At 54.8% G+C, this 24,499-nt stretch carries 12 protein-coding genes and 1 pseudogene; 4 read left to right on the forward strand and 9 right to left on the reverse strand.

Annotation, left to right across the window (positions count from 1 at the left end):
* Nucleotides 1-2: 2 nt before the first annotated feature.
* The 8 genes from ACR0KM_RS06425 to rfbC form a co-directional block, all read right to left on the reverse strand.
* Nucleotides 3-1,013 carry a glycosyltransferase family 2 protein gene (locus tag ACR0KM_RS06425; RefSeq protein WP_480858391.1) on the reverse strand — a complete coding sequence of 337 codons (1,011 nt, stop codon included), beginning with the start codon at nucleotides 1,011-1,013 and terminating at the stop codon, nucleotides 3-5.
* Between the two features lie 2 nt (nucleotides 1,014-1,015).
* Nucleotides 1,016-7,453 (reverse strand): type I polyketide synthase, encoded by a 6,438-nt coding sequence (locus ACR0KM_RS06430; RefSeq protein ID WP_480858392.1) that lies wholly within the window; start codon nucleotides 7,451-7,453, stop codon nucleotides 1,016-1,018.
* Nucleotides 7,454-7,749: 296 nt separating this feature from the next.
* Nucleotides 7,750-8,442, reverse strand: a complete 693-nt coding sequence (locus tag ACR0KM_RS06435) for a sugar transferase (protein WP_480821190.1) — start codon at nucleotides 8,440-8,442, stop codon at nucleotides 7,750-7,752.
* 275 nt (nucleotides 8,443-8,717) lie between these two features.
* On the reverse strand, nucleotides 8,718-8,945 hold the full coding sequence (locus ACR0KM_RS06440) for a hypothetical protein (RefSeq protein WP_480858394.1): 228 nt from the start codon (nucleotides 8,943-8,945) through the stop codon (nucleotides 8,718-8,720).
* A 648-nt stretch (nucleotides 8,946-9,593) separates the two neighbouring features.
* Nucleotides 9,594-10,463 carry a glucose-1-phosphate thymidylyltransferase RfbA gene (gene rfbA / locus ACR0KM_RS06445; protein ID WP_480858395.1) on the reverse strand — a complete coding sequence of 290 codons (870 nt, stop codon included), beginning with the start codon at nucleotides 10,461-10,463 and terminating at the stop codon, nucleotides 9,594-9,596.
* Nucleotides 10,464-10,480: 17 nt separating this feature from the next.
* Nucleotides 10,481-11,344 (reverse strand): dTDP-4-dehydrorhamnose reductase, encoded by an 864-nt coding sequence (rfbD, locus tag ACR0KM_RS06450; protein ID WP_480858397.1) that lies wholly within the window; start codon nucleotides 11,342-11,344, stop codon nucleotides 10,481-10,483.
* A complete protein-coding gene (gene rfbB, locus ACR0KM_RS06455; RefSeq protein WP_480858399.1) occupies nucleotides 11,341-12,381 on the reverse strand; it encodes a dTDP-glucose 4,6-dehydratase in 1,041 nt (346 codons plus the stop codon). Before rfbB ends, rfbD begins: the two co-directional genes overlap by 4 nt.
* The gene (gene rfbC / locus ACR0KM_RS06460) at nucleotides 12,381-12,947 is read right to left on the reverse strand and encodes a dTDP-4-dehydrorhamnose 3,5-epimerase (protein ID WP_480821180.1); all 567 of its coding nucleotides are present in this window, start codon (nucleotides 12,945-12,947) and stop codon (nucleotides 12,381-12,383) included. The genes rfbB and rfbC overlap by 1 nt, the downstream gene beginning before the upstream one ends.
* An 830-nt stretch (nucleotides 12,948-13,777) precedes the next feature.
* Here rfbC and ACR0KM_RS06465 point away from each other — a divergent pair.
* The 4 genes and pseudogenes from ACR0KM_RS06465 (at nucleotide 13,778) to ACR0KM_RS06480 (ending at nucleotide 18,763) form a co-directional block, all read left to right on the forward strand.
* Nucleotides 13,778-14,911, forward strand: a complete 1,134-nt coding sequence (locus ACR0KM_RS06465; protein WP_480821178.1) for a hypothetical protein — start codon at nucleotides 13,778-13,780, stop codon at nucleotides 14,909-14,911.
* Between the two features lie 168 nt (nucleotides 14,912-15,079).
* Entirely contained in the window at nucleotides 15,080-16,138 is a 1,059-nt protein-coding gene (locus tag ACR0KM_RS06470) for a DegT/DnrJ/EryC1/StrS family aminotransferase (RefSeq protein WP_480858401.1), read from the forward strand.
* A 544-nt stretch (nucleotides 16,139-16,682) separates the two neighbouring features.
* Entirely contained in the window at nucleotides 16,683-17,897 is a 1,215-nt protein-coding gene (locus tag ACR0KM_RS06475) for a glycosyltransferase (RefSeq protein ID WP_480858402.1), read from the forward strand.
* A 108-nt stretch (nucleotides 17,898-18,005) separates the two neighbouring features.
* Nucleotides 18,006-18,763, forward strand: a pseudogene (locus ACR0KM_RS06480) (IS5 family transposase).
* A gap of 144 nt (nucleotides 18,764-18,907) precedes the next feature.
* Here ACR0KM_RS06480 and ACR0KM_RS06485 read toward each other — a convergent pair.
* Nucleotides 18,908-23,971 carry a PA14 domain-containing protein gene (locus ACR0KM_RS06485; RefSeq protein WP_480858404.1) on the reverse strand — a complete coding sequence of 1,688 codons (5,064 nt, stop codon included), beginning with the start codon at nucleotides 23,969-23,971 and terminating at the stop codon, nucleotides 18,908-18,910.
* Between the last annotated feature and the right edge of the window lie 528 nt (nucleotides 23,972-24,499).

A 24,499-nucleotide genomic window follows, 5' to 3' on the forward strand; every position in this document is an offset into this window, starting at 1 on the left:
CGTTACTCTCCAATGACAGGCTTGGGCACGGTGTCCTGCTTTTTGTTGTGCGGTGACGCACGAAAGAAAGCTGACACGTCATGCCAAGCCAGGGTACGCAAAAAATAAGGCGGGACGCCACTGCGCTTGCGGGTGATTAAGCAGCGCAACCAGTACAGGAAGCCACCGGTCAAATGTACGCAGGTGGCGCAGGCGGCATAAAATGCTCCGTGGTTCTTGACGAAATAATGCAGGCGGGAGTCGAACCAATAAGTTGGCACCCGTCTCCAGCTTTTCATGCCGGTTGAGACGGATCCGATATGCATGACCTCGCTCGGGCGCACGTAGTCAGTGCGATGCCCTGCCAGCGCGGCGCGGCGACACAGGTCAGTTTCTTCGAAATACAGGAAGAAATGCTCATCAAAGAGACCGATCTCATCCAGAACGCTTTGCCGCATCATCAGGCTAGCCCCGGCCAGCCAATCAACCGCACGTGTCTCGGACGGGACAGGGATTGGCACAATCCGGTCTCTTAACAACCGGGTAACTGGGCCAAAGTTGATACTGCTTTCGAACTCGCTTGCGATCGAAGGAAAGCGGAAGCTGGTCAGATGCGGGTCTCCTTCCTCGCCGTGGATATAGCTGCCCGCGAAGCCAGCCTCGGGTGTTGTTTCCAGGTGCTCCAGCAACAAGCTTATGGCGTTTTTGGCCGGGAAGGCGTCAGAGTTCAGGATGTAGACATAGTCGGGCCGCGTGCCATCGGACAGACCCGCCCGAATGCCCACGTTGTTGCCTGCGCCAAAGCCGCCATTGTGACCGGACTGGATGACCCGAACACGATTATCCTTGTCCCAACCCTGATCCTGAACATGGGCAGCGATGGTTTCAAACGACCCATCCTGTGAATCATTGTCCACCACGATGATCTCGCCTGTGATCCCCTCCATCGCCAGCTGCGCGGCCTCGACGGATCGCAGAGTCATGTCCGGCGTTTTGTAGTTCAGAATAACCGTCAGGAGTTTGGGATCAGCCATGGTCATTCCGCCGCTTGCCGAAGGGCTGGGCGCGGGATCTGACGCTCGGCATTTTCCAGACAGGTTTTCATCTGGGCGGCCAGGACGCGCACATTGGGCTCCAGCACCATCGAGTCATGATCGCCTGGAACCTCGAACACTTCGATATTGGGGGCCCAGGGCGTCCAGTCATTGTCATGCGTCAGATAATAACGCTCATGATGTACCAGTTTACCGGGCCCCAGCTCCCATTTTCCAACCAAAGGCGGGCGGAACAGGGTCAGGGGGCCATTCCACGGATGCAGAGGATAGCTGTTGACACTTTCCAGGAACGCAGCCTCGATCTCGGTGTCGTGGAATTGCTGGCCGGTCTCGGCTGTTTCTTCCTTGGATTGGCGTTTCTGGATCTCCCAAGCGATCCGGTTCTTGGCCCATTGAATGGGGTAGCTTGCGCCTTTGTTCCGAATCTCCTGCAACTGAATCTTCAAACGATCCGCTTTGCTGAGCGGGTGCCGTACCGGTAGGGGCGTATCCAGCATGACCAACGCCGCGATCTCTTCCCCAGCCTCAGTTAGCTGACGGGCGATCTCATAAGCCGTGATACCGCCACCCGAGAAACCGCCCAGCATGTACGGCCCTGAGGGCTGTACCTGTCGCATCTCGGCGATGTAGTCCTTGGCGGCCTCGCGCAGATCGCGGTGCGGTTCCTCATCACCATACAGACCGCGCGCCTGCAGGCCGTAGAAGGGCCGATCGGTGCCCACCAAATGCGCCAGATGGCGCAGGTTCAGCACATTCCCGAACATCCCCGCCACCAGGAAGAACGGAGTCTTTGGCCCACCTTCGCCGGAATGCATCGGCACCAGATGGGTAAAGCGGCGTTCCGGTGCCGCAGGGGCTGCTGCTGGCGCATCGCCCTCGCCGCCATCTTTCGGCACGCCGCGGGCAGCGATCAGGTCGGCGCATTTGCGGATGGTCGGGGCCTCGAACAGAACCGAGATCGGGAAGTCGACATTATAGGCTTTGCGGATTTGCGCAAACAAGCGCACCGCGATCAGGGAATGTCCACCCAGATCGAAGAAACTATCCTCGACACCGATCTCATCAACGCCCAGTAGTTCCTGCCAGAACCCGGCGAGGCGGCGTTCGATGTCATTTTCCGGGGCAACGTAATCCGAGTCCAACTCGGGACGTTGGAATTTCTGATCCGAGCTTTCGGTGGATGCGCCGCTATCGGCGGCCTGCGCGATCAGCCCATCCAGATCCAGCGAGGACAGGATGATCTGCGATTGCCCGCTGGCCAATGCCTTGAAGAACAGATCCGCCCCTTCTGCGGCCGGAATACCCTGAGACAGGTTGTGACGCAGCCGTTCCTCGGCCGGGGACAGGGGAGCCGGGGCGTCGACCTCAGAGGTGATTGCTGGAGCGTTCTCGGTGAAGGCAAAATCCACCGCATCTTCCATCCGGCGGATCGAGAAGCCCTCGACCTCAATACAGATCGTGCCATCGGGGGCGGCGATGGTGACATCGAAACTGGCGGCCTCGCCCTCGGCGCGGTTTTCGCCTGCGTTGCGGACCCAACTGACAATCTGCGCGGGCAGTGGTGCATAAACGCGGACCGAGCGATACGAGACTGGCACCCACAGGTGAGAGGCCTGATATCCTGCGATCAGCTCCATCGCCCAGCCCGTAGCCAGATCCATCAGGGCCGGATGCAGGTGGTAGCCTGCCTCGATATCCGTTTGCAGTGCTTCCGGCAGCGCCAGATGAGCGAGACCTTCATTCTGCCCCAGCGCGGTTGAGGTCAGCACCCGCCAGCGCGGGCCGAAATTCAAATGCGCCTCCTGCGGGGATCGCAGACGGCCCGCGCCTTCGGCCTGATGGGCCGGGCCGCAACGGGCAGCGATGGCCGCCACATCCAGCGGTGCAGGCGCGATCAGCGGCAACAGAGACAGGCTGGCTTGGGCGTTCAGTTCAAATGCATCATCCGACCCGCTCTCAACCGTTAGGTCATAGCCTACATCGCTGCGTGGCAGGCGCAGACGGACCTGCTGATCTTCACTGTCCGAGACTGCAAGGGGGCGCAGGAAATATAGGTCGCGAATTTCAAACGGACCGGTTTCGCCTTGCACGCGCAGTGCCTCAGACGCCAGCTCCAGATAGCCGGTGCCAGGCACCAGAGCATGCCCGGCCTTGGTCCGGTGATCGTTCAGGAACCAGCGGTCATGGGCGTTGTAAGTCGCACTCAGCAGGCGGTTGCCCGCGTCATCAAAGCTTGCCTGATCCAGCATCGGAACGTCTGCGGAGGTTACGGGCGCGGGCTCTGCGGTGCCTGTCCGAGCCTCCATCGCATCCGCGGCCATGCCCACATCGGCCCATATACCCCAGTTGACCGACACAACCTGCGTTTTGTCGCCCGAACGCGCGCGCGCATAGGCGTTCAGGTAGTCATTGGCGGCCACATAGTCGACCTGACCTACAGGTGCCGTTGCGGTCGAACTGGATGAGAACAGAACCAGCCAATCTAGCGATCCGTCGGGAAAGATCTGGTCGATGACCTGCGTGCCATGGATCTTGGGTGTAAAGACATCTTCGATCTCCATCATGGTCTTGGTCATGATAGGTGCATCGTCGATCAGGCCAGCTGCATGGATTACGCCGTTGATCTGGCCGAATTCCTGCGTGGCGCTTTCGACGCAGCGGCGCATCTCTTCAACGTTGCTGACGTCGACCGACATCGGCAGCACTTTGCCCCCGGCCGTTTCCAGCTTTTTGATGGCGCGGATCCGACGGGCCGTTTTGTCCTGCGGGGCCGAGTTGTTCAGCACGGTTTCCCACTGGTCCCGTGGTGGTAGGTCTCCACGCGCAAGCAGGACGATGTTGGCATTCACCCTGGCAATCAGCGCTTCGGCCAGTGTCAGGCCAATGCCGCCAAAACCGCCGGTGATCAGATAGGTGCCGCCATCGCGCAGGGGCAGATCGTCCAGAGACGGCTCCGCCAGAGCCTGCGGGCGATAGCCCTGTTCAAATCGCTTGCCCGCGCGGATCGCCGCCGTGAACGAGGCGGGCGGAGCCAGCAGGTCTTCCATCACCTGATCCGTCAGCCCCTCGGGCAGGGCAGGCGCGCGGCGTTTGCCCGCGCTTTGCGGCAGGTCGATATCCAGCAGCGCACAGGTCAGGCCGGGGAATTCGCGCGGGATCACGCGGGTCGGGCCGGTGACCGTGGCTTTCTCGGGATAGGGCAGGGCTTCATCCCGAACCTGCAACGCGCCTGAGCTGAGGACATGGAGGTGCAGGGGCATCGGCAGGTCTTCGTCCCCAATGGCCTGCGCCAGGAAGAACAAGCTGTAAAAGCCCTGCTCCAGATTGCGGTGGAAGAAACTGCCCCCGGGGCGGAAGGTTTCACCTTGGGTCAGCAGCCAACCATGCACGATCCGGGTTGGGATGCGTTCCTGCGCAACCAGATCGCGGATCAGCGCATCATAGCTTTCGCGCCCGCGTTCGGGGGCCAGTTGGTAGTGATCGTCACTGATGCGCGCAAAGGCATCGCCGGGCGTGACCGTGACCACCTTGTGACCGGCTTGCTTCAGGCGCTCGGTCAGGTTGGTACACAGCCCAGCCTCATCCGCAAAGATCAGCCAGCTTTCCTGTGCCGCCTCCGACAGATCGCCGGTGACATCCACATCGCAGGCCGCGTATTTCGGAGTCCAGGCCACGCGATAGCCCCAATCGGCGGGGTCTTCGGTGCGCATCAGCCATTGGCTGGCTGTCTCGATCTGTGTCGTGCCGGGTTCGATGAAGTAAGGTGAGCGCTGGAACGCATAGGTGGGCAGAGGCACCCGGTTGCGCCTCGCCTCGCCCCAGATCTGTTCCCAGTCGAACGCGCCGCCCAAGGCCCAGATCCGGCCCAGCATAGCCATGAAATAAGCATCGTCAGCCACGTCATCATTCGGGTGACGCAGGCTGCCGATCACCTGATTGGCATCCACCTTGTCATGCTGCCCGGTCAGCGAAGCCAGCGCTTTGCCCGGGCCAACCTCGATAAAGATACGCTCGGGGTTTTCGGACAGCGTGGTGATGCAATCGGCGAAATGGACGGTGTTGCGCAGATGGCCGACCCAGTATTCGGGGTCCGTGGCCTCGGCCTCGGTGATCCAGTTGCCACTGCGGTTCGAGGGGAACGGGATCTGCGGGGCCTTCAACTCGATCGAGCGCAGATAGTCACCGAATTCCTGCAGAATGGGCTCCAGCATTCGCGAATGCGCGGCGATATCGATCGGGATGCGCTGACAGTCGACACCCTGATTGCGCAGGCGGTCCTCCAGATCGTCCAGCGCCGCCTGAGGTCCGGTTGCAACGCTCAGGCTGGGGGCGTTCACGGCACCCAGATCAAGGTCATCGCCCAAAAGTGGCCGCAGATCATCGGCGGGCAGGGGGACGCTCAGCATACCACCAGCGGGGACCGTATCGAACAGCTGCCCGCGCAGATGCACCAGACCGATGCAATCCTCAAACGACATCACACCGGACACACATGCGGCGGTGTTTTCGCCCATCGAATGGCCGACCAGAGCGGTGGGCTGAACGCCCCATTCCATCCAAAGCTGCGCCAGCGCATATTCGGTGATCATGATCAGCGGAAGCTGCACCGAGGGCGTCTTCAACCGCTCATCCGCCGCCTCTTCCTGGCCGGGTTCAGGCAGCCAGATCGCGCGGATATCATAGTCGAGCTTGGCCTGTAGGATATCCAGACCCCGATCCATCCAATCGGCAAAGACCGGCTCGGTCTCATAAAGGTCGCGCGCCATCCCGGCGTACTGAGCGCCTCCGCCGGGGAACATAAAGACATGCTCCGGCGCGTCCGAGATCACCGTATGGGTGAACACCCGACGTGGATCATTTTCCTCGAGGATCGTGGCGCCTTCTTCATGGGTTTCAGCGACGATGACGCGCCGCTTTTCAAACCCGCGTCTTCCGTTTTTCAGGGTCCAGGCGATATCGGCCAGATCCTGTTCCGGATTGGCCCGCAGATGCGCGGCCAGTGCTGCGCTGTTGGCGTCCAGCGCTTTCTTGCCCCGCGCAGAAACCGTAAGGATTTGAAACGGCCAATCTGACGGCTCGGATGCGGCCCGCTCAGGCGCTTCCTCAAGAATGGCATGAGCATTCGTGCCGCCAACGCCCAGAGAATTCACCCCGGCGCGGCGCGGACCCTTGTACGAGACCCAATCGGTCAGAGTGTCATTCACCCGGAACGGGCTGTTCTCGAAGTCGATGGCCGGGTTGGGTTTCTCATAGCCCAGGCTGGGCGGGATCTGTTTGTGATGCAGGGCCAGCGAGGTTTTGATCAGGCTGGCCACCCCGGCAGCGGTGTCCAGATGGCCGATATTCGTCTTGACCGAGCCCAGCCGGCAGAAGCCCGTTTCCTGCGTGGTTTCCGAAAACGCCTGTGTCAGCGCGGCCACTTCGATCGGATCCCCCAGATAGGTGCCGGTGCCGTGGCATTCGATATAATCCACCGTGTCGGCCCGAACATCGGCCATCACATGGGCCTCGGAAATCGCGGCGGCCTGACCATCCACAGATGGCGCCAAGTACCCGGCTTTGGCCGCGCCATCATTGTTGATCGCCGTGCCGCGGATCACGCCCCAGATATGGTCGCCATCCTCAATCGCATCAGACAGACGCCGCAAAATGACAGCGCCTGCGCCCGAGCCAAAAACAGTGCCTTGCGCGCGATGATCGAAGGCGTGGCAATGGCCATCGGGTGAGAGAACCTCGCCCTCTTTATAAACATAACCTCTGTTATGAGGGAGCTCGATCGTAACACCCCCAGCAATCGCCATATCGCACTCACCAGTCAACAAAGCCTGCGTTGCATAATGCGTTGCGACCAGCGAGGTCGAACATGCGGTCTGCACATTCACACTCGGCCCCTTGAGGTCGAGGATATGGCTCAGCCGGGTCGACAGGAAATCCTTGTCATTGCCGGTGTGGCGCAACAGGAACATGCCCACATCGTCGACCAGATCCCGGTTTGAGCAGACATTGAAATAGAAATAGCTGCCCATGCCGCAGCCTGCGAACACCCCAATGGGTCCGGGGAAGTTCTCAGGCGGATGACCGGCGTTTTCCAGCGCTTCCCAGGCAACCTCCAGAAACTGGCGGTGCTGCGGATCCATGATGGCGGCTTCTTTTGGGGAGAGACCGAAGAATTCTGCATCAAATTCCTCGAAGCGATCCAGAGGCGCAGCATAAGGTACATAGTCCGGCCGTTCCAACAGATGTGGGGTCTCGCCTGCGGCTAGCAGATGTTCCCGGGTAAGCTGGTTAATAGACTCTACGCCATCCCGAAGGTTGGACCAGTACTCGTCAACAGAAGCCGCCCCGGGCAAATGCGCGGCCATGCCAACGATTGCGATGTCGCCGTCCCTGGCAGAAATACTCACTGTAGAACCATCCATTAATAAACCGGTTTGATCTTAAGTCGCGCCATAGAGATTACAAAATGAAAGTGGTGCGTGCATCCCAGATTTCTGAGTCTTCGCGGCAACCGATTCCACACATTGTAATAGAGAGGCAATTGAACAGTGGAAAAGTGTCGCTTTCGAGGCGTCTGCTAATAGAATTATAGTATAAATGTGGCTGATCTATGTTTTCCGAATGTTCTACAATCTGAGCTTTCGAAGCGCATTGCTCTAGCCTGCAGATGACTGAGGCTGGCGCGAGTCGACTGTATCTCGGCAGGAGGATTGTCCGTTTAGATGCCAGTTGCTCTGACGACCACGCCAACTGTCGAGTACATGATACCTAGATCAGTTTTCAGGTTCAGGTTTCTGTCGTAGGAGCTGTCAAACTCGGCGCGGCTTGCGAAAGAGCTGGAGTTGCGTTCTGACACTTGCCACGATCCTGTCATACCAGGGCGCAGTGCGAAATAGGCACTGCCTGGATAAAGCTCTTGCTGCTCTGGCAGCATCGGGCGGGGTCCAACCAGGCTCATCTCACCCTTCAGGACGTTCCACAATTGCGGCAGTTCATCCAACGATGTTTTGCGCAGGGCGTGACCGAAAGACGTAATACGAGGGTCGTTTTTCAGCTTTTGATTTTCGTCCCATTCTCGGCGTGCTGCCGGATTCGATGCCAAGTAATCTTCAAGCATGAACTGCGCGTTCGGTACCATCGAGCGCAGCTTCCACATCTTGAAAATCCGACCGCCGCGACCAACACGGGACTGTGCATAAAAGGGATTAGAGCCATCGCGCGCAACAATAAGCGCAAGAACCAGTACCGTGGGTGCTATGATTGGCAGAGCGATCAAAACAACAGCCAAGTCGAGCAGGCGCTTGAATACATTGCGATAGAGCTGTGCTGTAGTTCCAGATGCCCGACCAGCTTGAATTACAGGAGTACAAGTACCGGCATCGGCGCGAATGTTCGTATCTTGAATAGACATATCAACCTTTAACCTTAAGCCAAATCTGGCTTCACCTTTACGCTGCAACCCGCCAGGACAAAATTGTCCTCCAACACACGGACCGCTACAGACACGACATACTACGAAACTGTGCCCTCAGTATGTGAACTAGTTTAAACAGTTTTTAGCAACATCTCAAATCGTGATTTTGCTCTGCCTGACATTTTTTCGCCCCATTTGCAGCACAATTGTGCAGATTGATGGGTATTGTCCATAGACGAAGAAGGCCCTCAATTTCTAGTTGTACCGAATTTCTAAGCTCTGCCTGAAGGTAGCCAATCGTCAGTTCTTGAACGCACGCTTGCTATGCTGGTTTGCATTTCGCAGTCCGATTCGACCTCTTTGTACCCGTAATCGCAAATTTGCCAATTCAGCACTTTCTGCGGCAAAACTGAGATAAGTTCAAGCCAGGCGATTTGCTGATGCTGGAGGCGCCGCCTCAGACCGAATCCAACCGTTCCAGCCATCAACAGCAGCGCCATTGGGGATGGAGGAGCAGCTGAGGTTTTCGCGCGCGAGACCAAGAATTTATTGTTTGGGATCGACGAGGCGATTGAAAAGCGAGCGGCAATTGTTGTATTTCTTACAAAGCCTTAGGCGCTCTGCTACGCGGATGACTCTGGCCATAACCTTAGACGCTGATCGAAGTGACATTGCCGGCACTCCGATCGAACCTGCGCCCGTTCAGGCACTGAAACTCACGAAATTGACAGACAGCAAGTCGACTACCGCATCAAAAGTGTTGGTCGAACAGTCAACGCGCAAACCGTTAGAAAACCAACCCAATTGCGGTGCGCTTCAATCGCGAGAATACGCCGCAATGGACCGTTGAGCCCAAGCGGGCGACACCCGATGCCATTGCCAAATGTTACTCTAGCAAGGTAACAAGAGCTTCCAGCGAATAACCACAAAGTATTTCGCCAAGTTTTCCCAAAAAAGGCCTGACGCCGCCAACCAATAGTGTTGAGTTCTGAGGAAACTCGTGACGCTCAAAGCTGGTACAACATTCCAATAGGACGATTAAGATTTGACATAATGTCGATATCGCCGATCTAGTGCAGCTCAAATCGGAGCTCGGCTACTATTCGGCCACCAAACCGCCGCTTGATGACTTTGGGTTGGATCGCTTCCTATTTTAGAAGTAAATCAAGATAGGCGCCGTAGGTGGACTTTGCGAACAGCGTCGCTCGCTCGGCCAGCGCCGCATCATCGATCCAGCCATTCGCCCATGCGATTTCATCCAGGCTCCCAGTTTGCATACCTTGCCGTTCGGTCAAGGTCCGCACAAAATTACTGGCATCCAATAGTGATCCATGGGTGCCAGTATCCAGCCATGCAAAGCCGCGACCCATGGTTTGGACATTCAGGCTTCCGTCGGCCAGGTAGGTTTCGAGAAGTGATGTGATCTCAAGCTCCCCCCGAACTGATGGCTGGACCTGGCGGGCGCGCTTAGGCGCATCTGAATCCAGATAATACAGACCTGTAACCGCATAGTGCGATGGCGGTACCTTGGGTTTCTCAATGATGCCGATTGCTTTGTGATTAGGGTCGAATTCAACGACGCCATAGCGCTCGGGGTCGGCAACGCGATATGCGAAGACGGTGCCGCCTTGCTCTTGTGTATCGGCAAGCCTCAACAGGTCAGGCAACCCATGGCCAAAGAAAATGTTATCGCCCAAAATCATTGCCGATGGCGCACCTGCCAGAAACTCTTCGGCCAAGATATAGGCTTGCGCCAGACCATCCGGCGACGGTTGCGTGATCCAGGTCAGGGACAGACCGTATTGGCTGCCGTCACCAAGAAGGCGTTGGAACTGCTCCTGATCTTGTGGCGTTGTAATGATTGCGATCTCTCGAATGTTGGACAGCATCAGGACACTGAGCGGATAAAAGATCATAGGCTTGTCGTAAATTGGCAGTAACTGCTTTGAGACAGCCATTGTGATTGGGTAAAGACGGGTGCCAGATCCACCAGCCAGAATAATGCCTTTGCGCTGCATAAATTGTCCTTTCAAATCTATCCATCCGTCGATTGCAGCTCGGCCAAGACATGGGTCAGGCTGGTTTTCCAATCGGGTTGAGGAATGCCGTAAGTGTCTTTGATCAGAGAACAATCGAGCCGTGAGTTCAATGGTCTCTTGGCTGCGGTTGGATAGTCCTTTGTCGGGATTTCCTCAATCCGCGTCGTCAATCCCGATTGCGATACTATCTCGCGCGCAAAACCAGCCCAGCTGACGTTCGGAGCGCCAGAGTAATGAAATAGGCCGCCTTCGGTGCTGGGTGCTTTCGTGGCGATCGTAAGCAGAGCTTCGGCGATATCTGCAGCGGGGGTTGGTCCCCCGATCTGGTCAGCAACAATGGTTAGGCTATCACGGGTTTCGGCCAGCTGCAGAATGCTTTTGACAAAGTTTTTACCGTGCGAGGAAAACACCCAACTGGTTCGCAAAATGGTATACCACCCCCCGGCCTCTGCGACTTGGCGTTCTCCGTCCAGTTTGGTTTCTCCATACACACCTAAGGGACCAGTCGTGTCGTCGATGGACCTTGGCGCTTCACCGGACCCATCGAAAACATAATCGGTTGAGATGTGCAAAAATGGCAGATCTCGCGCGGCCGAGGCGCGCGCCATCGCGCCCGGTGCGTCACCGTTGATCAACTGGGCCAGCGCTGGCTCGCTTTCGGCCTTGTCAACCAACGTATAGGCGGCAGAGTTTATGACGATATTTGCGTCTGTGTTGCGAATAAGTTCTGCACAGGCTGCAGGGTCCGACAGATCGGCCCGAAACCTATCCAGAGATTCCAACATGATGCCCTTTTTCTGAGCACATCTGCGCAGTTCATTTGCCACTTGCCCGCCATGGCCAAAGACAAGCACTTTCATTGTGCGATACCAAGCCTTTCACCCACGCCGTTTCTGGCCTGCAATGCGACCAGCCAAGCGTCATTGTCCAGATACCACTGCACGGTTTGTTCAAGACCCGTTTCGGGTGTGTAGGATGGGCGCCAGTTGAGCTCGTCCCGAATGCGAGACGGATCAATGGCATAACGGCGATCATGGCCAGGGCGATCGGTGACATATGTGATCAGATTGGCGTAAGGCATTTTCCCCGGTTTCAAACGGTCCAGTATCGCGCAGAGCATTTTGACCAGATCAAGATTGGTCATCTCATTCTCACCGCCGATATTGTAACTGCGTCCCAGTTGACCCTTTTCCAGAACGATCAATAGCGCCTCAGCGTGATCCTCGACATGCAACCAATCGCGTATGTTGTCGCCGGAGCCGTAGATTGGGATCGGTTTACCGGCCAGCGCATTCAGGATCACGACAGGGATCAGCTTCTCGGGAAACTGGTAGGGGCCATAATTGTTCGAACAATTGGTTAACACCACCGGTAACCCATAGGTCTCGCGCCAAGCTCGGACGAGATGATCGGAGCTTGCCTTCGAGGCCGAGTAGGGAGAATTTGGCTGATAGGGGCTGTCTTCGGTGAAGAAACCTGTCTCACCTAAAGAGCCGAAAACCTCATCAGTCGAGATATGATGAAAGCGGAAACCTTTAGGAAGGCCTGCGTTCACCCAATAGGCGCGCGCTGCCTCGAGCAACACGTATGTTCCGGTCACGTTGGTGTCGATAAAAGCTGCAGGTCCATCAATCGAACGGTCAACATGGCTCTCGGCAGCGAGGTGCATAACCGCGTCTGGACTATGCTTGCTAAAAATATCTGACATCGCATCCGCGTGTCTGATATCTGCATGCTCGAAAGCGTATTGGGGCGAATGCGATACTGTCGCGACATTCTCTGGGCAAGCGGCGTAAGTAAGGGCGTCCACATTCACCACCGAATGCCCATCGGCAATCGCGCGTCGTATCACAGCAGAGCCGATAAAGCCTGCGCCGCCTGTGACCAAAATCTTCATCAACTATCCTCAATCGTAAACGGGGAACCACTGTCTCGCAAAAATGGGGCCGCTTTATCTTTATCGGATATTTTGGGTTCGGCTATGTCGAGAGGCCAATTTATTCCAATATCGGGATCATCCCACCGTATAGCGCCTTCTGTTTCCGGGGCGTAGGTGTCTGAGCACTTGTAAACAATCTCGGTATCAGGCTCCAAGGTCATGAATCCGTGGGCGAACCCCGAGGGCACCAGCAGCATCTGCCCATTTTCAAAGCTGAGTTCCGCGCCGACCCATTTCCCGAAGGTCGTAGACCCTGTGCGGATGTCCACAACAACATCAAAGAGCCGACCACGCCCACATCTTACGAGTTTCGTCTGCGCTCGGGGCGGCGCCTGAAAATGCAGGCCGCGCACCGTTCCTGCAGTTCCGGAGAGAGAATGGTTGTCTTGAACGAAAACAGTTTCGATGCCGCGGTCGACAAAGCTGTCGCGATTGTACGTTTCCTCAAAAAAACCGCGGTGATCGCCAAAACGTCGCGGAGTGATTAGCTGTATCTCGGGAATATCAAGACGTTCTATATGCATGTTTTCAAACTTCGTATCTCACGCCTGACGTATAATAGCTCAAATGGGCTTAAACCTTTGTTTGTATCTTCTGAGTTTTTGTCAATGAGTTAAAGGCAAGGCCAGATTCAAAGCGATATTTGGGTTTCGAGAGAAGCAGTAAATCCTGTGTGGGGTGCGGAGTGACGATGTTGAGGTGGGCCCTGGTCTCATAAAGAGCACGCGTCCTTTGCGGCTTCGATCCGCGCATTTGGTCAATTTTTCACCGGCGTGTGGCAGACAAACCTGGTTCTGGTGTAGGCGCCCAGTACGGATTTTCATTATATGCCCAAAACAGATCGAGCCATAGTGGGTCTTCCTATCGGAGCCACTCAAGCCAACAAAGATCATCAGCGAATGTCATCGCTGTTCATGTATCACTCCGTCCTCAGGCTTATGCGGTTGTATAATGGCTGTGTGGTCGTCTTACTAGTTGCACCCGACTAGGTGTGTGGGGGTCGAGGCCAAACCAGCTTGCAGGATACCTGCAAGCCTTTTTAGTGACGCTGTTCAGTGCCAGGAACAGACGTCGTCAATCACCAGATCGCCGATGTTGTGACAACATTGAAGCTACAATGCTCGAATGATCCTGCCTATGTGTGACCGTCTCTTTACTAGAAACAATCTACTATAAAAGCCACTTATTATGTCTGCGATGTGCAACAAATGACAGCAGAAAACAACGGGTCCAGCCTAAAATTTCTTGCAGCGAGACCCGCTTCAGAACACCATTTGGGTCCATTGGCGTCCAAGATACGTAAAAATACTGGTCAATATTATAGTGATTATTAAAGTTAAAATGCGAGTGCCCAATGCTGAAGGAGATAAAGCGCACTAATGCGATAGTGGTTGGATTTGTTTTTCTTGTATCGACACTGCTCCTGTTGCGCCGACTTGTTTATTTGTCCCAAGCGGGTGGGGGCGAATTTCAACATGCGGACTGGTTGATAAACTACTCCAGCGGGATTGTTCGCCGAGGTATGTCAGGCGAAATCTTCCTGTTTTTGTCTGAACTGTCTGGTGTGAGCCCGCTATTGTTGGTCAGTGCAGTGCAGGCTGCGTTGACGGTACTGATAATAGCGCTGCTCTTTGCCAAAGGCCTGTCTCTGAGGATGCCAGACTTGGTCGTGATCCTGTTTGTGAGCCCGGCCTTGGTGCTATTTTGGCTCAACGACACCACAGCCGCTTACCGCAAAGAATTGTTGGGTCTAGCGTCCTTCTTACCGCTGCTGTTTCCTCGAAGCAGCGGCCCACTGGGCGTAGTGGTTGTTGTGATCATCTACGGTAGTTCAGTCTTTTTTCACGAAGCCAACTTGGTTTTGCTTCCTGGGTTAAGCACTGCGCTCTATTTACGTCTTGGTAAACAAAAGTCGATTGCGCCGATTGCGATCTTATGTCTGATCTCGCTGGCAGCAGCTGTGTTTTCGGTGGTGTATGTCAGTGTGCCGGATACCGACGCAATGTGCAGCCGGTTGTTAGCATCAGGGCTCACGGACCGTCTGTGTGGAGGAATATTTCCGTGGCTGGAAGATGGGTTTGGAGACACGACCTCAGCAGTGAAGGTTATCGTGCTGGATCGGGTTAACCTGGCTGTCGTTTCGTTGATGATAGCACTGCTGCTATTGCCCTGTTTGTGGATAGCAACCCGTGTCCTATACGGGTGGTTCGAGTGGTCGCTTTACTTGATTAGTGCCGGAACCCCTTTCATGCTCTACCCAATCGCTACAGATTGGAGCCGCTGGTTGTCGATGCAGGTCTTTGTATCGGTCTTTTTAGTGTTGATCCTTGCGGAAAGGCGCAAAGCGATAAACCTACAAGTACATAACGTAGCCTATGCTTTGGCTTTGAGTTCCAGCCTCCTTGTCGGAATCAATCATATTGCGCCAGTGCCCGTCTCAGGCTTTGTTTTTCAGTTCGCGCACGCCGTAAGAGTTGTTTTGGGATGAATTCACGTTCAGCAGACGCCCAACTGTTCTTATTTCGTGAGCAATATGCAGAGCGCCGAAGGATTATATCGATTGTGGGGGTTTTAGCAGAAAGTCACGATTATTTTTTTATGCATATCTCGGTAGCCAAGGTAGCATCCACAAGCATTTCTATTGTGGGATGACTCGATGCGTGGTCGCGAAGTACTGTTTGTTGAAGAAAAACAGCCGAACATGGCCCGGATATCCGAACTACTTCAGGCATGCGCCAATCAAAGCCAATGGGCAAATCAGGGACCGCTGTATCACGCCTTGCGCGAGCTTTGTGTAGATCATGTCGGCCTGCCTGAAACTTGGGACGTCGTTCCAATGGCCAATGGCGGTATGGCTCTGGAAGCACTAGCAACGCTCCAGTCAGCTCGGGCGGGCCGTCGCATGAAATGGGTTGCTTCAGCATATACATTCCAAAACCTGGGTCGTGGGCGTTTTAATGATGTTCTGTTTCTTGATTGCGATGACAAAGGGCTTCTGGATCTCCATGCTCTAGAAGCGTTAGACCCGGTTAGCTATGATGGTATCATAGTGACCAATCCTTTTGGTCTGTATCAGGATTTTTCGGCTTATACAGCGCTAGCGCATCGCTTATGCAAACGGCTGCTGCTAGATAATGCATCCGGGTTTCATACCGAACTGCCCAACATACCATGGCAGGCGATAAGTCTTCATCACACCAAACCCTATGGTTTCGGCGAGGGAGGATTGGCGATCCTCCCGAAGGATCAAGCAGCGCGTTTGGTCGAGTTGATCAGCTATGGCTTGGATTTGGACGACAGTGCCTATTGGGTGGGCAATTGCAAAACATCGGACGTCGCCTGCGCCTTTCTGATCGACCGTATCGAAAGCATCGGAAGCTGGGGACCCCCTTCGATTGAACAGCGCAATCGCATAATCGGGATTGCATCAGGTTTGGGCCTTCAGCCGCTGCATATCCCGGCTACGAATATCCCTCTGACCAGCATCCCTTTTCTGGCGCCCGATGAGGTCCCTTATGAGCGGTTGGCGCTTGCCCGTCATCTGACTTTGCAAAAATACTACATACCAGCCGCACCGCGCCCCAATGCCATCAACATTTTTAGCCGCGTCTTAAACATACCCTGCCACAAGGACGTAGCAAAATTGAGCGACGATCAAATCCATGAAGATCTCCAAATAGTCCTGACAAAATCAAATCTGACGGAGGTCGTGTAGGAGGTATCAGATCAGTACGCCCTGGAACTTGTAGAGGACATTGGGAACTATTTTTTCTGATCTTGTTCTGGGAAGCGACTTTCAAACAGATAACGAGGTCCAATACGGTACCAAGCACCATTGTAACCTCGATCCTTGCCATGATTTCGTTCTGCCAGTGCCGTTCCGGTTCAAAGCGTTCCCTCATTACGTGCGCATGAACATATGGGGCATTTTTCGCCGAAGGTGTCTTTGAGGAGCATCGAGATTTTAAACACAGCCATGATCAGTGACCATGAAAACTTGCCAACATCTTATTGGATGCAACGGCGATTTCCGGTTTATGTGACTATATCGCAGGAGGTGCTACTGAATGCTAACGTAACTCACCAACAATGCTCATGCCTGTGGAAGGCATAACCGAGCCAGGAGCTATGGCTCTGCGACCCTCTATAAAGCAACCCATGTGCAAAAAAGTACTGTTTTTGTTTCTAGAAGACCACCTCGCTGCTAAGAGACTAGCAGCCGCTCATTGTTGTTTCGACAGGATACAGGAATAGATTTCTTGAGTTCCCGCGCCGATCCAAATGAACTTATCTTGTTGCCTGTTTTGAAGGCCCATCGCGGCACCAATGGCGGGCTGGTCCTGACCCAAAAGTATCTTGACGGCGCGGCTGAATACGCCAAGCACTGGGATGGTCAAGTGACGACTCTTATTGAAGTGTCTCCAACGGCATCATCCGACATGGACCATGTCGAAATCCAACCCGATGAAAACGCTGATACAAGGGTTGAAGAGCGTCCTCGGGCATTGGCTGATCTTATTCAGCGCATAAAAGGTGCGGGCGCTGTAGTCGGTTTTCTTGATCCGAGTCAGGCAGAGCTTACGCGCCAGTGTTTCGATAATGGGATTCCCGTGATCCATGTCTGTGAGTACACACTGAGAACCGAGTTTCAAATTATTGACGCTACGCGTGCTAGCTTTTTCAGGAAGATGCGTCGCAAACTATGGATATGGAACGCTGAACGCACGCGCAGGGAATTGCTCGGATTTGTTGCAGGCCTACAATGCAACGGTGTACCAATCTACGATGCTTATCGACCGATCCGGCAGGATGCGTTTTTGTTTTTTGATAATCGGGTTCGAAAGTCTGATGTTGCAAGTGATGACGAGCTTGCAAAGAAGGCGGAGGCGCTGCGCGCGGGAAAACCAATTCGCCTGCTTTTTGGCGGGCGTTTCGTGCCTATGAAAGGGGTGCTGCATCTACCGCGTGTTGCGCGTGGTCTGGTCGATCGTGGTGTCGACTTTCAATTCAAAATCTATGGCGCTGGGCCGGAAGAAGCCCGTCTTATTGACGCCATCCGACGAAACGGTGTCGACGACCGGGTGACCATCCACCGTCCCCTGGACTTCGTTTCGGGCTGGGTGCCTATGCTAAAGTCCGAGACAGATCTATTCGTCAGTTGCCACCCACAAGGTGACCCTTCGAGCACTTATTCAGAGGTGTTTTCTTGCGGCGTGCCGATCGTCGGCTTTGCCAACGAAGCTTTTCGAGGCATCGCATCGCACGCCAGAAGTGGGTTTGCCAGACCTTTGGGCGATGCCGAAGGTTTAGCGGATAAGATTGCAGAGCTTGATCGTAATCGCGAATTGCTGGTTGAATCCGCGCGTCATGGTCGCGACTTCGCGCGTGAGCATTGCTTCGAGTTAACTTTTGAGCGTCGTGCCAAACACTTTGCCAAGGCAGCTAAGGCATGGCGCGATGGTGAGGTTTGTTAACCTTAATATCTGTTGATTTACAATTGGAGGCGCAGCGCGTCCTTAGGGTCAGGAACCATTGATTTCCGCTTTTCGGCATGATCCACCGTTCGAAAGACGAGTGACGATATGTCTGACCTTTTCTGGCTGAGCGATGCACAGATGGTGCGTCTGGAGCCCTATTTCCCCAAGTCCCACAGCAAGCCTCGTGTGGATGGCCGGCGTGTGTTGAGTGGGATTATCTTCATCAATCGCAATGGTTTACGGTGGCGGGATGCGCCCAGGGAATACGGGCCGCACAAGACCCTTTACAACCGTTGGAAACGATGGAGTGACAAAGGCATCTTTGCCCAGATGATGGTCGGTCTGACCGCTTAGCATGGCGAAGAGAAGACGATCATGATCGACGCCACCTATCTGAAAGCCCACCGCACAGCGCCCAGTTTGGGCGTCAAAAGGTGGGACGCGGTCGCCTGATTGGCAGAACCAAAGGCGGTATGAATACCAAGTTGCACGCCATCTGTGACAGCAAAGGGCGACCTTTGAACCTCTTTGTTACCGCCGGGCATGTGAGTGATTACGTCGGTGCAAAGGCTCTTTTGAGCAGTCTGCCCAATGTCGACTGGCTGCTCCGAGATCGAGGCTACGACGCCGATTGGTTCAGCGAAGCCCTGAAAGACAAAGGGATACGCGCATGTATCCCTGGTCGGAAGCAACGCAAGGCTACCGTCAAATAGGACAAACGCCGCTAGAAACGGCGCAATCGGATCGAGATTATGTTCGGCAGACTCAAGGATTGGTGGCGTGTGGCAACCCGCTATGACAGGTGTCCCAAGGTACCCCTCTCCGCAATCGCTCTCGCCGCCACTGTCATATTCTGGCTATGAAACAACAATCGGTCCTGACCCTAGATCACGCTACGATCTGTCCTAAAGTCCCTGACGACGGACAAAATACCCCACCGCCTTTAGAAGCGGTGGGGTATGTGGTTACTTAACTAGTCTTATGACGCTCGCGGCAAAAGGCCTGTGTCAAAGGTCAAAGACCTCAACGGTCACCGTTGCTTCATTCAGTTGCCCGGACGAATCCGCAACCCAGTAGTCGAAGGTGTCCACCCCCTCGTAGCCGAGATTCGGTTGGTATAGTAGACTTCCATCTTCCTGCATGTAGACATCGCCATACTCTGGGTCGGTGAAACCGCTGACATTCAGAACAGCGTCTTCTGCATCAGAGTCATTCGCTAGTACATCTACTACGATTCCTTGACCAACGCTGGTTGAGAAATTGTCGTCACGAGCGACCGGGGCTGATCCACCCAGATCGATCACACCATTATATCTGGCACCGTTAGCATAGTTATTGATCATCCAGTTGTTCGCCAGCTCTTCATGGCTCATTTCCAGCGTTACAACATGTGTGATCCTAGTCAGTTCACCAGTGGCACGATCGGCGAGGAAATCGTCGATAAGTATGACGTTTCTACCATCCGACGTCGAATAATACCCGTCTTCCGAGATGATGTGGATAATGTGATCGTAGAAATCAAGCTCCAGCGGGTCCTGTGACAAGGCGCGGTCTCGGGTTCCGATCGAGTCGGTCTTGATCCCGTCAAAACTGAAGCTTTCACCCAAGGCAAGGCTGGTATCGCCATTATGGATGAACTCCATCCGGCCCGGTGTAAGGTCGGCCGACGTCAGCAACTGGTGTTGGTTGGGATTAAAGCCGAAAAGGTCGATCTGATTGTTTATGCCTTCATAATCGATCAGAACATGCGCAATGTCTTCGTCCGGAAGATTCCAATGCGGATCCCATTCCATGTCGACGCCGACGTCAAAGCCTTCGGTGCGCAGGCCATTGAACACCATGTCAGTGGTGTTGTTGCCCAGTATCACCCCATAGTGATTAACATCGCCAATCCGATCAGTCGTGTTGATAAGATCAAAGTCTATCAACGTGTAGTGCGCGGTATAGCTCAGGTTCACACCTGTGGCGGTTTCCCAGTTCAGAAACCCGTCAAATACCGATCTGATCTCATGAGTCTCCTGCGACGGCGTGTCCTTGATAACGATGATGCCCGTATTTGTCCCAAAAGCTTCATTGTCACGGAAACCCTGAATTGGCGCATGGTTGTTCAGGATCTCGTCTGACCCGCCATATCCGATCTCAGGGTGATCCAAGTTATCAACAAGCGGGTTCTCTTTGCTGTTGCGGTGCATCCAGACAAAGCCGTTGTTGGTATTGGCTGCGACGTTTTCAGCAGCCTCCACCAGACGCCCAGCGAAGAAGAAACCGTCCCCGGTATGGCCGGTATCCTGCGCTACAACGCGTGCCCCATCTTTTACTTCCCAATCACCCCAGTTGGTGCCTTCAACATTGATTGCCATATTGCGGAGCCAGACACCGGTTTCGTCCCCGGCTTCTGCCACAAACGCTGCGCCGAAAATGTCAAAGGCGACGTTGTCAGTGAAGTGCGCGTTACTGGAGTGATGCACGAAACCCCAGCCAGGAGATCCGTCGACAACGTTCCCGACGGCCATCGCCGGGTCACCCTGGTCTGCCGTTCCAGTTCTGTGGAAGTGAACGGAATAACGACCTTGAATATTGCTGTCCGGTTCTACGACCGCCAGATCATCAGTGCTGAGCGCGGCGGGCGTCGATTTGTCGGTTCGCCCCAAATCCTCAAATGCTGCGTAACGCACATCAACATCGTCGTTATGCATAAACATAACGTGCCCACGATGATGCGTCTGAGTGGCGTCGCCATCTTCGCTCGAGATGGTAATGTTGCGTGACATGTTAGACACGTAGGCAAAAAGATCCTCACGCGGCGTATCGTGATCATGTTCGAGTGGAGGCTCAAATGTGATTTGGTTGCCATTGATTGCGGTGATCGTTATCTCTTCGTCCTGGCTTTCGATATGGCCAGCAGCGGTGCCGGTATGACCGGTCTTGTGTGTGCCGGTGATGACCAGCTTGTCGCCCACTTGCCAACCATCGGGCACCTCGGACAAGCTTAGGGAGGAGTCCCCGCTCATTGGCGCTTCCGAGACACGCAGGAAGGCATCTTTCTCTGCGCCATGAATTTCGACTTGGCCGTGCGAAATTACGCCGCGCGACAGCAAGGACGGGTCCCAGTTGACGTCAATATCGCCATTATTTGCAATGACAATATCCACGTTCACATCTGCAGCAATCGGGTTCTCGGCAGTGCCAATCTCAAGCCGGCCTGATGTATCGACAACCAACGTGTCGACGACCATAAGGCTGTCAATATCGGGCGCGAATGAAAGCCCACCATCAACACGAACCGTGAACAGCGAGGCATCACTTTCGCCATTATAGCGTACCGCGATGTTCTTCGGGATCAGCACATTGGCTCCCGCGTCCGGTATACGACCTTCATGCCAAGTGTTGGGGTCAAACCAGTCGCCGTCGGACACGGCGACATGGGTTGCTTCTGAGCGAGGAACAAGATCCAGCAATTCCGCGTGCTCAGTGGCCATGCTTTCGTCACCGCCATGAGCATGCGCATTCGGTTCCGCCATCACGGCCGCGACAAAGGCATCATATTCTTCAAGGCTGGTCGGTTCAGGGATCGTTCCCGGCATGTTTGCACCGCCGTGATCTACTTGATCACCATCGCCGTGATTGCCGTGATCACTGTGGTCCGTCCCATCCGTAGTATCGGTGTCATCTGTGGTGTCGGAACCGTCATGCCCACCGTGGTCTGTATCGTCCGTGGTGCCAGTGTCATCTGTGGTGTCGGAACCGTCATGCCCACCGTGGTCTGTGTCGTCTGTGGTGCCGGTGTCATCTGTGGTGTCGGAACCGTCATGCCCACCGTGGTCTGTGTCGTCCGTGGTGCCGGTGTCATCTGTGGTGTCGGAACCGTCATGCCCACCGTGGTCTGTATCGTCCGTGGTGCCGGTGTCATCTGTGGTGTCGGGCCCGTCATGTCCACCGTGGTCTGTGTCGTCCGTGGTATCGGTGTCGTCGGTGCCGTCATGACCGCCGTGGTCGGTCCCATCCGTGGTATCTGCGCCATCGGTGGTCTCGGTATCGTCATGGCCAGCATGGTCTGTGTCGTCTTGGCCGCTCGCCGGATGCGCCAAACTATCGCCCGAGATAACCTCGGTGAGCCCGTTTGTATCAGGACCATTCCATTCCAATCTGAGGACTTGCTCGCCCCAAATTTCGAAATAGCGGATTTCGATGTCATGCTCACCCGCTTCCAAATCAAGGGTGACCGGAACGGTTACGCCCGCGTGCGCGCCATCGTTGTCTATGACCTGCTCGCCATTTAGGTACAGTGCCGAGCCATCATCAGAAGTCAGATAAATCGTGTAGGTTCCAGCTGTGGCTACATTCAGTGTGCCAAAATAGCGGGCTGCGAACTCATCCTGTACACCGCTTTCCCAGAAAGGGTCGTTAGAGCTATGGAAATTCAGTTCTGAAACTGAGCCCGTAGCGTCAGGTGCTGAGTCGAAATCGATATCCGCCAGGCTCCAAGCTGCCGTTGGCAACACAAAATACTGCGCTGCAAGACCTCGGTTTTGTGCCGGTTGACCATCGGTGGTGTCGGAACCGTCCTGCTCACCGTGGTCTGTATCGTCTGTGGTGCCGGTGTCATCGGTGGTTTCGGAACCGTCATGCTCACCGTGGTCTGTATCGTCCGTTGTGCCGGTGTCATCGGTGGTTTCGGAACCGTCCTGCCCACCGTGGTCTGTGTCGTCCGTGGTGCCGGTGTCATCGGTGATTTCGGAACCGTCATGTCCACCATGGTCTGTATCGTCCGTAGTGTCGGTGTCATCGGTGGTTTCGGAACCGTCCTGCCCACCATGGTCTGTATCGTCCGTGGTGTCGGTGTCATCGGTGGTTTCGGAACCGTCCTGCCCACCGTGGTCTGTGTCGTCCGTGGCGCCGGTGTCATCTGTGGTGTCGGAACCGTCATGTCCACCGTGGTCTGTGTCGTCCGTAGTATCGGTGTCATCTGTGCCGTCATGGCCGCCGTGGTCTGTATCGTCAGTCGAGACAGGGTCGTCCTGACCTTCACCAGAATCATTGGGCGGCATGCCATGGCTCAGGCTGTCACCGCTAATCGCTACTTTAACGCCACCCGTGTCCGGGCCGCTCCAGCGAAGCCTTAGCGTTTGTGCACCCGAGTATTCGAAATACAAAAGCTCAAGATCGTGGGAGCCTGCAGTCAGGAAAAGAGTTTCCTGAATTTCGGTGGTTGCATGTCGCCCGTCATTGTCGATGATCTGCTCGCCATCAAGAGACAAAGTCGACCCATCATCCGATTTCAGATAAATCGTATACTCACCTGCAGTTTCGACATTCAGCTGACCTGTGATCTCAGCGGCGAAACGGTTGCGCGGGCCATCTTCCCACCACGCCTTTTTGCCTTTCTTGTAATCAACCTCGGTCAAGATTTGTTCAGCGATCGGTTCGGCGTCAAAATCGATCTTGTCTAGGCTCGTATCACCGCGCCCGATTTTGAAGAATTTTGCTTCAAGACCCAGGTTTGCCTCCGGTGCTGCTTCTGAGCTGACCGATAAGACTTCGGTTTCTGCATCTGTAACAGTAGAGTCGGCGGGCAATGAATAGTTTACCACACTGGAGTCGATCAACTGCAACGTATTGTCAGTATCGGGCCCGTACCATTCCAGCTTAAGAGTTTGCGCTCCGCCGCTTTCGAAGTAGCGGATTTCGATGTCATGCATGCCCGCGCGAAGATCTAGCGTAACGGGAACCAGCCGATCGGAATGGTTGCCGTCATTGCTAATGACCAACTCGCCATCAATATAAAGCGCTGAACCGTCATCCGACGTCAGATGGATGGTGTAGAGACCGTCCTCAATCACATTAAGGCTGCCTGTGTAACGCGCAGCAAAGGAGTCCGTCGGTCCCCCTTCCCAGAAAGCGTCATAAGACTTCTCTGCGTTCAGTTCCGTGACGATCTCGACCGCATCGGGCGATAGGTCGAAATCAATCTCACTCAGGCTTGAAACCCACTGAGGCAAAACGTAATATTCTGCGACGAAACCCAAACCCTGGTTTGGGATCCCGAAATTGCGAATATCGATACTGCTCATAACGTTATCCTTGGTTCAGGTAACTAAAGCCGGATTTGGCTCCAATTGATGTGGTGGTGACTTACGGGGTACGGAGGCACCAAGGCGAAAGTGCGGCGGGAGTCTGGCAAGCGACCATGTCCGCGGCAGAATTGTGTCTATTCTGAGGGCGCAATTGATAAGGAACGGCTAATGTTCGCGATATCACGTTGATTGTTTTGGCAGTTGGTGCCTTGCTGATAGCCATCTCTTACACAACATCCTATTGTGGCCTCGCGACCCGTAAGTCCCGAGAATCATGGTCGTTTGAACTCAACGAAGCACTAGTTCACCATCCCTGAACAATGGGATACTCAGGGGGCTAATTACCCACAACCCAGAAATTCTGAATGTCATTCCAGCAAGCGAGACCTTGCCGAGCGTGCCCAATTTTCCGCCGAATTTATATCTAAAGTCCCGGTTTTTCCGCCATTTCAGCCCATTTGGAGCCCCGTTTTGCCCTAAACTTCATTAAGTTCTGCATAGAATCGTCATGTACAGACTGGACTG

It is taken from the genome of Ruegeria sp. G10, from assembly GCF_056533645.1.